This window comes from Frateuria hangzhouensis, from assembly GCF_026410505.1.
Classification (GTDB): domain Bacteria; phylum Pseudomonadota; class Gammaproteobacteria; order Xanthomonadales; family Rhodanobacteraceae; genus Frateuria_A; species Frateuria_A hangzhouensis.
This window is the reverse complement of the sequence record NZ_JAPMIU010000002.1, coordinates 64,603-77,367: the sequence shown is the minus strand read 5'-3', so window position 1 is coordinate 77,367 and position 12,765 is coordinate 64,603. Positions and strand designations below refer to the sequence as shown.

Sequence of the window (12,765 nt, the reverse complement as noted above, 5' to 3'; positions counted from 1 at the left end):
GCGACCAGCGCGAAGCCGGCGGCCAGAAGGGCGGATGCGAGGGGCTTGGTTTTCACGGAAGGGACTCTCCGGTGGTGGTGCTCGAACTTGACCGTTCTTCCTGAGCGTGGCGCAGCGAAGTCGAAAGACATTCGCCGCGCGCCGGTCCTTCGACTTCGGCCCTTTGGGCCTGCGTTCAGGACGAACGGTGAGGGGTGGATGGGTTGGTTGCCTGGGTTACTTGCGCGGGGTGGTGATCGCGGTCAGCCGGTCCTTGCCATCGGCGCGGACCAGATGCGGGTATTTCAGGCCCCCGTGGTAGTCCACCTTGACGGTGGTGTAGACGTCCACGTTCTTGACCAGCAAATCGATCGGCGCCTTGGCGGTTTTCGCGGCGGCCACGGCGTCCTTCAGGCGCTCGGGCGAGAAGTCCTTGCCGTTGACCGCGACGATGGCAAGGCCCGGCACCAGGCCGGCGCGGAACGCCGGACCGTCCCATTGCACGTCGTAGATGTTGCCGCTTTTGGACGCGGACAGCCCCAGCGAATGGGCCAGGTTGACGTTGTGGCGGAACGACTCGGCCGCCTTGGCTTGCGCGTTGGGCGTGTCGGTGTAGACCAGCTTCCAGCCGCCGCGGGCGATGCCATGCTCGGGTAGCGCATCGCCAGTGTAGTCCAGCCGCGTACGCAGGAAGGTCTTCCAGTCGTAGGGCTGCACCTGGTTCAGGCCGTCGACCACGTCGTCGAACGTGTAAGTGCGGGTGACGTAGCTGCCGTCGTCCATGCCGAAGAAGGCGCGGGCGAAGTCGTCCAGCGAATGGCTGCCGCCGGAGAGCGCGCGGATCTGCGTGTCCACGTCCAGCCACAACAGCTGGCCTTCGGGATAGAAATCGGTGCCGCGGCGGTAGTTGGCCCAGCCGCCGCCACCGAAGTAGGTCAGCGGCGCGGCGTCGGCGGTGTCCTGCAGCGAACGCCACGAACGGCCGGTGCGCGCGGACATGGCCGCGGCGATGCTGGCCATCGAATCGCGGTACTGCGCGGCCGTCCACATGCCCGAACGGGCGGTGAGCACGCCGGCCCAGTAGTCGGTCAGGCCTTCGTAGACCCACAGCAGGTCGTCTTCCTCGACCGTGTTGAAGTCCGGCGCCCACAGCTTGGCCGGGCGGCGGAACTTGCCACACCAGGAGTGCACGTATTCGTGCGGCATCAGGTCGGCGGCCAGGGTGTAGAGCGAGTCGTCGCCCAGCATGTCCGCCGGCAGGCGGTCGTCACTGGACTGGTGATGCTCCAGGCCGAAGTGGCCGGTGTGGTCGGACAGGGTGAGCAGGAAGTCGTAGTGCTCGTAGTGGTGCGCGCCGAACAGCTTTCCGGTCTGGTCGACCAGCGCGCGGTGCTGCTTGAGCTGTTCGCCGGAAAGCTTCACCTGGTCGGCCTCGTCGGCCACCACGGTCAGGTGCACCGGCACGTCGCCGCCGGGATTCAGATCCACGCGGTTGAAGTGCACGCCGGCGACCAGCGGGGAATCGACGAAGTTGTTGAAGCTGAGCGGCTTGAAGGTGGTGCTGGCGCCGTCGCGCGAGAGCACCTCCATCGCGCTGGCGAACTGCCAGCCCGCGGGCAGCGTCACGGTCGGCTGGATCCGGATCTGCCGCGTGTAGTAGCCGGCCGGATAGAACGCCACCTGGTTGAATTCCAGGTCCACCAGGTTCGGCGTGGACGACGGGCTGGCGCCGAACTGGCCGCCCTCGCCCGGCGAGAGGAACTGGAAATCGAGCTCGAGTGCATCGGCGCCCTCGGGCACGTCCAGGTGCAGCGTGTACATATCGCGCAAGTCGCGACGCCACGGCACGCGCTTGCCGTTGGCGGTGATCACCAGGCCGGCGAGGTTGTCGATCGGGCCCGAAGGCGAGTGTTCGCCGGGAATCCACTGGGGGTAGTACAGCGTGAACGCGCCCGGCTTGGCCGGGATGGTTTCGTGCACGCGGAAAATCTTCTTCGGTGCGTCGGAAAGGTCCACCTTCAGCGTCAGCATGCCCGGATAGGGCACGTCTTTCGCCGGCACCTGGCCCGCCTGCGCAGCCCACGAGAAGGCCGCGCCCAGCGCAACCACCAACAGCTTCGAACGAACGTCTTTCACTCACACTCCCCTGGCGAACAGCGGCCGACGCGTCGCGCCGCCGCCTGGCGTGCCGGCCCGGATCGCAACCCGGCGGCCGACACGGCAGTCATCCGATGGTAGGACAGAGGTCACGCCCCTCCCCCTGCCAGAGGTCACGGCAAGCGGCAGGCTGCGCGATGCGAGGCGGCCCAGGGCGGCGGGCGCCTTTCACCGGCAATCCCCTGCCGGGGACAGCGCAAAGCACGAAGGCCCCCGCTTCCGCGGGGGCCTTCGTGGAGGATCACGGCGGTTCGAACTCAGCCGCCGGCGTTCTCGCGCCCCAGCCGGCTGTTGCGCATGCCGTAGGCGAAGTAGATCACCAGGCCGATGCCCATCCAGATCAGGAAGCGCCAGATGGTGACCATGTCCAGGCCGCCGATCATGTGGAAGTGGCCTTCGGTCATCCACGGCCAGCCGATGATCAGGAACAGCGAGAACACAATGCCCAGCGGGGCGAGCAGCCACAGCGCCGGCGTGCGGAAACGGCGTTCCAGGTTCGGCTGGGTGATGCGCAGGATCAGCACCGAGGCGCAGATCACGATGAACGCCGACAACGTGCCGATGTTCACCAGTTCGGCCAGCTCGCGGATCGGCAGCAGGCCGGCGGCCAGCGCGGTGAAGATGCCCAGCAGCATGGTCGGCCGGTACGGCGTGCCGTAGGTGGGGTGCACCTTGGCGAACCAGCGCGGCAGCAGGCCGTCGCGGGCCAGCGCAAACCAGATGCGCGAGGCGCCCAGCATGAAGGCGAACACCACGCTGGCGATACCGCACACCGCGGCCAGGTCGATGATGCCGCTGACCCAGTGCAGGCCGCGTGCCTCGAACACGGCGCTGACCGGCGCCTGGCTGGCCAGAATCATCCCGCTGGTGCACTGACCGGCCGCCTGCGTGGGATCGACGCAGCCGTTGTAGGGCACCATGCCCGTCAGGATCAGCGAGATCGCCAGGTACATCACCATCGAGATGCCCAGCGAGGCGATTACCGCCAATGGCAGGTCGCGCTGCGGGTTTTTCGATTCCTCGGCCGCGGTGGTCAGCGTGTCGTAGCCGAACACCGCGAAGAACACGATGCTCGCCGCGGCCAGCACGCCGTCCCAGCCGTAGCGCGTGCCGCCGGTCGCGAGCGGATTGTGGATGAGGTCGGGGATGAACGGGGTCCAGTTGGACGCATGCACGAAGAACGCACCCACCACGATGACCACCAGTACGCCGATCACCTTCATGGTCACCACGATGGTGTTGAAGCGCGCGCCGACCTCGGTGCGCATGATCTGGATCCAGGAGATCCCCAGCGCCACGATCACCGCGATCAGGTTGACTACCTTGCCGCTGTCCGGCTGTGCCGGATCGTAGGCGCCCTGCAGCCAGACCGGCAGATGCAGACCGGTCACCTGGATGATCAGCGATTGCAGGTAATTGGATGTACCGGCCGCCACCACGCCCACGATCAGCGCGTACTCGACCAGCAGGTCCCAGCCGATGATCCACGCCGGCAACTCGCCCAGCACGGCGTAGCCGTAGGTATAGGCGCTGCCGGTGACCGGAATCATGCCGGCGAACTCGGCATAGGCCAGCGCGGCGCAGGCACTGCCGATGCCGGCGACCAGGAAGCTCAGGATGATGGCGGGGCCGGCGTTCAGCGCGGCCTCGTTGGGCGCCAGCACGAACACGCCGACGCCGACGATGGCGCCCACGCCGATGGCGGTCAGCTGCCATACGCCCATGGTGCGCCGGAAATCCTTCGACCCGCCGGCCTCGGATTGAAGTTGTTGAACCGACTTGCGGCGGACGAGCCTGGAAAGAAAACCCATCGGATGTCCCCTTGAAAACAAGCCCCGATCATAACGTGGAGCTTGCAAGTGGCTGCAACCCATGGTGGGGTGGTGGTGTCCGTCGGGCCGTTCCGGAAACGCGGCGACCGCACGAACAGCGCCGATTCAAGGACGCAGGAGTGCCGCAGCGACCTGGCAGGGGAACTCGAAAAGCTCTGCAAGCTTCCGGCGACCACTGTAGGAGCCCACTTGTGGGCGATGGCCTCACGCCTGATCGCAGCGACGAAAGCATCGCCCACAAGTGGGCGCCTACAAATATCACGCGAAAGGCTTATTCGAGGCGCCCTCACAAAATGTCTGGCAGCAAATCGCGACCTGCAGATTCCGGCTTCAGTTCGCGGTGCCAGCCGTGTGGCCTTTCGCGCCCGCGTCCGGTGCCGTAGCGAACGGACGAACCGGAGCGAGCCAGGGCAACGCCAACGCGGCGAAACCGAAAACCACCAGCATCGTGTCCGCCACACCGGGATCGAGCTGGACCACGCCGAACCAGCGTCCGGTTGCCCATGGCAGCCATGCGGTGGCAAGCACGCGAAGCGCCTCGAGCCAGCGCGCAGCGCGCCGACCTTCCATCAGCGCGCCGAGCACGGTGAGGCTACCGACCAGATAGGTCGCGTAGGCCAACAACGTCGGCAGGCTGGCGCTCGCGCTCAGGTGGAGGAAGTGCGTGGCCATGCCCAGCAGCAGGGCGAACTGCATCAGGCAGTAGATCGTGAGCGCACGGGACATCGGCGGGTCGAAGCGCGCGCGGCCGATGTCGAAGGCCGGTTTGGGGTAGCGCGCGGCGACGTCGGCCGGGCGCCAGCCCGGCGGCTTGAAGAAGACCAGCAGTTTGTCGCGCCAGCGGCGCGCATGCCGCGCGTCCTTCATCGACGCCCAGTACACCTCGGCATTGGCCCACAGCGGGTTCCAGCTGCGTAGCGGAGCGCGCGTGCCGTACACCGGCGGGTCGGTGTCGTCTTCTTCCACGAAGGTGCCGAACAACCGGTCCCACACGATCAGGATGCCGCCGTAGTTGCGGTCCAGGTAACGATCGTTCACCGCGTGGTGCGCGCGATGGTTGGAGGGCGAGCAGAACACGCGATCGAACCAGCCCAGCCGGCCGACCTGCTCGGTGTGCACCCAGAACTGGTAAAGCAGGTCGATCAACGCGACCACCGCGAACACTTCGACCGGGATGCCGGCCAGCGCCATCGGCAGGTAGAACAGCCAGCCCAGCAGCACGCCGCTGCCGGTCTGGCGCAGCGCGGTGGAGAGGTTGTAGTGCTCGCTCTGGTGATGCACCACGTGCGCGGCCCAGAGGATGTTCACCTCGTGCCCGGCGCGGTGCAGCCAGTAATAGAGGAAATCGTAGGCCAGCAGCGCGGACACCCACACCAGGACGCTGTCGGCGGGAAGCTGCAGCGGCGCCAGGTGCGACGCGACCCAACCGTAGATGCCGATCGATAGCAGCTTGCCGAACACGCCCGCGACCTGCGAGATCACACCCAGCCCGATGCTGCTGATCGCGTCGTTCGTGCGGTAGACCGAGCGGCCGCGCCAGCGCGCCACCAGCAGCTCCAGGCCGATCAGGGCGAAGAACACCGGCGTGGCCCAGGTGATGATCAGTTCCTGCAGGTGCATGGCTTTCCGGCGAACACCGCCCCCCTATTCGCGCTGCGAATCTGCATCCTACCGCGCGCTGCGCCAATTTGGAGAGGGATCGGTTGTCGTCGAAAATGCTGCCCGAACCAGCGGCGCCTGCGGTGGAGTCCAACCGACAAAAAAAAGAACGCCGGAGCGAGCTCCGGCGTTCATGGCTTCCAAGCCTACAGGCGACTTAGTAGTCGTAGCTCACGCCGAAACGCACGTAGCGCGGCTGCGACATGGCCTGGGTCAGGCGATAGGCACCGGAGTTGTAATCCGGCAGGACGATCGTCTGCTGCTGGTCATCGAACACGTTGAACACGTTCATGCTGAAGGCCAGCTTCTTGTCGGCGAACTCAGGCCGGTAGGAAACACCGACCGAGAGACGCTTCTGCCAGGCTAGGTCACCCGCCGAACCGGCCGGGGCCGGCTGACCATTGCACCAGTGGTAGTAGTCACCCTGGTACGCCGGGTAGCCGCGCTCCGGACCATAGGCACCCAGGCAGGAGGTCGGCGAGCCCGACATCACCGTCAACAGTCCCGAAACCATCCACTCCGGGTTGATCTGGTAGCCAGCCTGGATCTTCAGCTGGTGGGTACGGTCATTGGACAGGCGACCGTTGGCAAGGTCCATCAGCGACGGGTAATCCCAGTCCTGGGTGGCGCCAATGTCGTCCTGGCCGATGTCGGACTTCACCTGGCCCTCGGTGTTGCCGTAGCTACGCGAGAAGGTGTAGTCAATGCGACCAAACCAGGTACCGTCGAACGGGTGGTCCAGGTACAGGTTCAACCCGTAGTAGTCACGCTTGGCGTGCTCGTAACCCAGCTGATCGTTGGTCAGCGTGAGCTCGCCATAACCGCCGTTGCCGTCGGGCAGCTGGAACGTGGCGGCGCGACCCGGATTGAAGAAGTAGCAACCACGCAGGTTGGCCGTCTCCAGACCCTGTTCCTCGGCCGCGTCGAAGAACAACTGGTAGTTGCAGGTGTCGTCGATGGCGTTCTTCAGGCTGCGGTAGGTCGCCTTGGCGCCGTAGGTCCAGGCTTCGTTGAGCTGCTTGTCGAAGCCGAGGATGTACTCGTCCTGGTACTGCGCGGTCAGCGACTTGGCCGTCACGGTCCGCGGATCGGGGGACTGGCCGTACTCGTTGTTGGACGAGATCTGGGCACCCGGACCCTTGGTCGTGTTCATCTCGGTCAGGCCGGTCGGATAACCGGTGGCCGGATCGATGCCGGTGTAGGTGTAGTACACGCGGGTGAACAGCGAGCCGGAGGCACCACGCAGCGCGACGCTGGTCGGCAGCGCGAGGTAGTAGCGACCGGCGTTACCGTAGACCTTGAAGCTGGAGTCGCCGTTGACGTCCCAGCTGAAGCCCAGGCGCGGAGCCCACTGCGGCTTGGTCTGGGTCAGGTAGGCTTCGCCGTCGCTGTTGTAGTTGGTGAACTGGTCGTTGCGCAGGCCGAGCTTGACCAGCCAACGGTCATTGATCTGCCAGCTGTCCTCGATGTACTGCGCGCGCTGCTCGACCTTCACCGAACCACCGGTGCGGTAGCGGTACTCGGTCACGTAGTAGCCTTCCGCGCCGCCCGGATACAGGCCAGTCGGATCGACCTGGCCCGCCTCGAGGCGCTCGGTCGCGGAGCCGGCCTTGCCATACGACCACATGTACCCGGCGTCCGTCGGAACATACGTGCCGTCGTCCAGATCCTGCGTGCGCTGGTTGTCGATACCGGCGGTGATCGTGTGATCACCGATCATGTAGGTCACGTCGAAACGGTAGTTCGAGCCCTTGGTCTTGTGCGCCGGGTTGTCCGTCACGTTGACCGTCTGGGTGTTGCGGATACCACCGGTCGGCGCATAGGCCGGGTTCTGATTCGTCGCGGCCGAGATGTAGATCAGGCTCGGATCGAAATCGGTCAGCTCGCTGTACAGGTCGGTCTTCTGCTCACCGTACTGGGCGCTGATGGTCAGGTCGTTGGTGATGTAGCCGGTGTACTTGGCGATCCACATGTCGGCCGAGGCCTTGGTGTGCGTATCGGCATTCAGGTAGTCGCCCTGGCTCCTGGCCTCGCTGTCGTACTCGTAGACGTTGCCCGAATACTCGTGCTTGGTCGAGGCACCGGTCACTTCGAGGATGTGGTTGTCGGTGATGTTCCAGTCAACCTTGGCGTACCACTTCGGATCGTGGTAGGTCTCGGTGGTCATCGTGCCGGAAGCCGCGGAGGCGACGTTGTCGCCCGTGGTCTTCTCGCCTTCCACTGACGCGAACATGTACAGCTTGTCCTTGATCAGCGGGCCGCCGACGTAAGCGCTGGCGGTCGTGACCGTGCTCTTGTTGTCGTTGCGGTAGCGGTAGAGCGAACCGTCTTCCGGGAAGTACCAGTTCTTCGGATCGGCGCGCAGCGAATCCGGGGTCCACAGGATCTGGGCGCCGAAATGCCACTCGTTGGTGCCGCGCTTGCCAACCTGGTTGATGACGCCGCCATCGGAACGGCCGAAGGCCGCGCCGTAGCCGCCGGTCAGCACTTCCTGCTGCTCGATCGAGCCGTACGGCAGCGTGATGCCACCCAGACCCTGCAGCGGATCGGTGACGTTCATGCCGTTGATGTAGTAGGCGTTCTCGCTGACGGATGCACCGCCGAACGAGACCAGGGAGCCGCCGGTGGCGTTGCTACCGAAGTAGCCGCTGCCCTCGACCACGCCCGGAGCCAGCAGAGCAATGCTCTCGGCGGAGCGGGCCAACGGCAGCTGGGCCAGCTGCTGGGCCGTGATGACGGTACGCGAATCGACGCCGGTCACGTCGATCGTCGGCAGCGCGTTGGCGCTGACGGTGATCGCCGACAGGTTCTGGGCATCAGCCGAGGACGCGCCGAAGGACACCTGGGTGCTGGTGCCCACGCGCAGGCTGACGTTCGTGCGCGAGTCGACGGTCTGGCCGTTCTGGCGCAGGGTGACGGTGTAGTTGCCCAGCGGCAGCTGGTTGGCCGCGAAGCGGCCATCGGCACCCACCGCGACTTCGCGCGAGAAGCCGGTGTTGTTCTGGATCAGGACGGTTTCGCCCTGGGCGGCCGGTGCATCACCGAAGATGCTGCCGGTGGTCGACTGTGCGAAAGCGGCGCCGGCAAAGCCCACGCTCAGGGCAATAGCCAGGGCTGTCCGGCGGATCGCCGGGCGATTGGCAACTTGCAAGTTCATGCAAAACTCCCCAAAACCTGTTTTTTGGATAAAGGACTGAGGCCATCGTTATGCCTCGTGGCAACGAGCACGGACATCCTTCCGCATCCAAAAAACCGGTTTCACAGGAGTGCCTGAGAGAAGTCAGCAACCGCATAGGGGGATCGGCGCTGACGAGACAGGCTTGTGGGGAAGCGGGGCTCGTTTGACTGAACCTTAAGATCACGCCAGCAAAAATTCAACATTTGGCGAAATCGCTGTTTATTGTTGCGTCGCGCCACAGGCGGCGCGGGCTCTTCGGTAAAGAATGTATCGGTCCCGGCGGCCCGGTGCTGGCGGATTTCCGACGATGGGTTCCGTCGCGTGGCGCGCGGCAGGAACCCTGGCTCCAGGCCTACTCGCAGCCGGCCCTCGTGGCGCGCCGTGCGGCTCGGTGAACGGCCTGCTGGCGCGATACGAGAGGTGTTCGCTCAGGACCGGCAGCGCGCAGGCTGCGTCAGAGCTTGAGATAGATGCGGCACCGGTCCATCGCCCACACGATCGCCCACCACAGCGCCACAAAGGCGATGGCCCAGGCCAGCGACGCGACGTAAGGCCCGGCCAGCGGCGCAATCCAACCGGCGAACAGGTGCCTGTACAACCGGTCCTGCCAGCCCAGCGCGGGCAGCAGGATCTGCATCAACTCCGAACCGGCGTAGGCGGCGATCGCATTCATGCCGAAGCGGCGTCCCAACGCCGGCCAGCCGCGCACGTCCACCAGCCAGTGGCAGGCCAGCAGCGCCAGCACTGCCCAGCCGCCCGTCCACAGGACGAACGAAGGCGTCCACAGGTTCTTGTTGAGCGGCATCCACGGCGAGCACGCCGCGCCGAGCACCAGTGCCACCACGCCGGCGACGGAGAGCCGGCCAAGCCGCCCTGCACGCAGCCACGCGCCCGCGCACAAGCCGAGCAAGCTACTGGCGATCGCGGGCAGCGTGGCGGGCAGGCCTTCGGGGTCGTGCACCTGGCCGGTGAGGGGATGGTGGTCCCATACGTATTGCCCGAACACCATCCCGTCGATGCGGTCGACCATGTTGTCCCACTTGTCCAGCGTGCCGCCCGACAGCAGCAGTGCGGTGTAGCCGGCCAACAGTGCCATGATGGCGATCCACCACGCGCGCCGCGGCGTATAGATGGCGAACGCCGCCACGACCGCGAAGCACACGCCGATCCGCTGCAGCACGCCGGGCCAGCGCATGTCGCGTCCCGGCAGCCACCATGCCGCCAGCGCATTGATCGCCAGTCCCAGCGCGAGAATGCGCAGCGCCCGCCACAGCGCCGCACGACGCAGCCGGCCGGGCGCCACGCCCTGCTCCAGCCGCGGCAGGATCGCCAGCGCCACCGACACACCCATCACGAACAGGAAGAACGGAAACACCAGGTCCGTCGGCGTGCAGCCGTGCCAAGCGGCGTGCTCCAGCGGGCCGTACACGTGGCCCCAGTCACCCGGGTCGTTGACCAGCAGCATGCCTGCCACCGTGAGGCCACGCAGGGCATCAAGGGAGGCAAGGCGCCCGGGCGACGCGCTCATGCCCGCGGCCAGTCGCCACGGCAGCCGAGCGCGGGGGGACGGCAGGCCCTCAAGGCTTTGCTTCCAGCGACACGCGCTCCAGCGCGTACAGCGGACCGTCGATGGGCGCAGTGTAGACCAGGCACAAGCCGTGCTCGCCCTCCTGCGCGGGCAGCTTCGCGTCGAGCTTGAACCGGCGCGGGCTGTGCCCCGGATCGGGCAGTGGCAGGCGCGCCAGCATCGGACCGTCGCAGCGATCGGCATGCACCACCAGTTCGCCGAACGGCGTGGCGTGCGGGCGCGACACCACCAGCTTCTGTTCGTGCGCCAGCTGAAAATTGCGCGGCAGCCGGACAGCATCGACGTGGATCGCCCCGACACCACCCATCAGCGTCGGCGGGAACCGCTGGCAGGTATCGAACAAGTTCACCGCATAGACCGGCTGCGTACTCGTCGCGTCGGGCGTCGGTTGCAGCAACAGGCGGAAGTCGCTGCCGGGGCAGTTCGCCAGCGCGGTTCCCGGCAGCGAAAGCAGGGCGGCGCGATCGAGCTTTCGCTCGCGCGGCGCAGCCAGCGCGCTGCCGCCGCCTGCGAAGCTGGTGGCGCGCACGGTGGCCGGCAGCGTCACATTGAACGGAATGCCGTAGCGTGGCGAGGCCGGCGTCGGCACGCTGCCGTCCAGCGTGTAGTGAATGGCGCCGAAGTCCGTCTGGTTGGAAAGCCTGACCGTCGCTATGCCCGTGGCCAGCGCCACGTTGCGGTCAAGGTCGATGGCCACCGCGAAGGTGCTGTCGGCCGCGTTGATGTGTTGCGCGCGGTAGCGTGCCAACTGCGCCGGCAGCCGGTCGAGGAAACCCCGCCAGTCGCGGCTGCCGGCGGGCGACCACGCCACCTCGCTGAGCGCGTCCAGCCGCGGGAATACCTGGTGCTCCACATGCGCCATGGTGGGCATGTGCTCGGTCCACGCGTTCGCCTGCACGCCCAGCACGTGCTTGGCCTGCTTCGCGGTGAGTACGGCGGGCACCACCTGCAGGCGGTACACGTCCTCGAGCGACTCCACGCCGAACCGGCTGGCGTATTCGCCCGGAAGATCGCTTTGCACGTGGTCGAAGTACAAGTCCGGCGAGGGCGACATCACTACGTCGTGGCCGAGCAGCGCCGCCTTGATGGCGCCGTCGGTGCCGCGCCACGACATCACCGTGGCGCCGGCCGGCAGGTTGCCGCCTTCGAGGATCTCGTCCCAGCCGATCAGCTTGCGGCCGTGCCGCTCGAGATACCGGCCGATGCGATCGATGAACCAGCCCTGCAATGCGTCCTCGCTGGTGATGCCCAGTTCGCGCATCTTCGCCTGTACCGCGGGCGAGGCCTGCCACTGGTCCTTGATCGCCTCGTCGCCACCCACGTGGATGTACTGCGACGGAAACAGCGCCATGACTTCGTCGAGCACGTTGTCGATGAAATTGAAGGTGTTCTCGTCCACGTTGTAAAGCCAGGGATTGATGCCGGCATCGGCGGACACCTGCGGCCGCTTGCCCGTGACACCGATGCGCGGATAGGACGCCACCGCCGCCTGCGCGTGGCCGGGCATGTCCAGCTCCGGCACGATGGTGATGTGGCGTGCCGCGGCGTAGGCGACCACTCGACGGATCTCGTCCTGGGAATAGAAACCACCGTAGCGTCCCGGTTCGCCGTCATGGCCGGCGCCCGGCGGCGTGCGCCAGGCGCCGGTCCTGGTCAGCTCGGGATAGCGTTTGATCTCGATGCGCCAGCCCTGGTCGTCAGTGAGGTGCCAGTGCAGCACGTCGAGCTTGTGCTGGGCCATCTGGTCGATCAGGCGTTCGACCTCGGCCACGCTCTGAAAGTGGCGCGCCGAATCGAGCATCAACCCGCGCCAGGCGAAGCGTGGCCAGTCCCTGATGGCGAGCGCGGGCACGGCTACCGCACCGCGCGCAGCATCGGGCGTCAGCAGCTGGTAGAGCGTGATCGCGCCATGGAACAGCCCGGCGTCATCGCGCGCAATCACCTCGATTCGCCCGGGCGCAACTGTAAGCGAGTAGCCGCCGGCCTGCGCCACGGAAGCCCGCGGATCGCGCCTGAGCACGATCGGAGGCGCGCCGCCGTCCTGTCCGGTGATGGACAGCTGCAGCCCGCGCGTGCGCGCGAGCAATTCGGTGAGGTATTGCGCGGTCTGGCGGGTAGCGGCGTCCCGGCTCGCAACCACCAGGGGCGTGTGCGCATCGACCGTGAAGCGGCCCGACTGCAGCTCGAGCTGTGCGGGTAGCGGTATCAGCGAAGGCGATGGCGTGGCGGCGAGCGCCGTGCGCGCGGGCAGCAGGACCAAGGCGGACAACAGGCACGCATAACGGAACACGACGCTACGGAACAAGGATGGTCGGCGCATCATCGGCATCTCCTTGAGATGGCCCAGCATGCCATCGCCGCGGCCTGCGCAA

At 66.4% G+C, this 12,765-nt stretch carries 6 protein-coding genes; all 6 read right to left on the bottom strand.

All coding sequences use genetic code 11. The annotated features are described in order from the left end of the window. Nucleotides 1-216: 216 nt before the first annotated feature. The 6 genes from OSC30_RS02225 to OSC30_RS02200 all read right to left on the bottom strand — a co-directional run bounded on the left by OSC30_RS02225 (nt 217) and on the right by OSC30_RS02200 (nt 12,716). Nucleotides 217-2,115 (bottom strand): M61 family metallopeptidase, encoded by a 1,899-nt coding sequence (locus OSC30_RS02225; RefSeq protein ID WP_267170199.1) that lies wholly within the window; start codon nt 2,113-2,115, stop codon nt 217-219. 278 nt (nt 2,116-2,393) lie between these two features. Continuing rightward, a complete protein-coding gene (locus OSC30_RS02220; RefSeq protein WP_267170198.1) occupies nt 2,394-3,947 on the bottom strand; it encodes an amino acid permease in 1,554 nt (517 codons plus the stop codon). Between the two features lie 351 nt (nt 3,948-4,298). Beyond that, on the bottom strand, nt 4,299-5,588 hold the full coding sequence (locus OSC30_RS02215; RefSeq protein WP_267170197.1) for a sterol desaturase family protein: 1,290 nt from the start codon (nt 5,586-5,588) through the stop codon (nt 4,299-4,301). 196 nt (nt 5,589-5,784) lie between these two features. Then, on the bottom strand, nt 5,785-8,784 hold the full coding sequence (locus tag OSC30_RS02210) for a TonB-dependent receptor (protein ID WP_267170196.1): 3,000 nt from the start codon (nt 8,782-8,784) through the stop codon (nt 5,785-5,787). A 475-nt stretch (nt 8,785-9,259) separates the two neighbouring features. Next, nucleotides 9,260-10,333, bottom strand: coding sequence for an acyltransferase family protein (locus OSC30_RS02205; protein WP_267170195.1), 1,074 nt, complete (start codon nt 10,331-10,333; stop codon nt 9,260-9,262). Nucleotides 10,334-10,382: 49 nt separating this feature from the next. Next, nucleotides 10,383-12,716, bottom strand: a complete 2,334-nt coding sequence (locus OSC30_RS02200) for a beta-N-acetylhexosaminidase (protein ID WP_267170194.1) — start codon at nt 12,714-12,716, stop codon at nt 10,383-10,385. Nucleotides 12,717-12,765 lie beyond the last annotated feature (49 nt).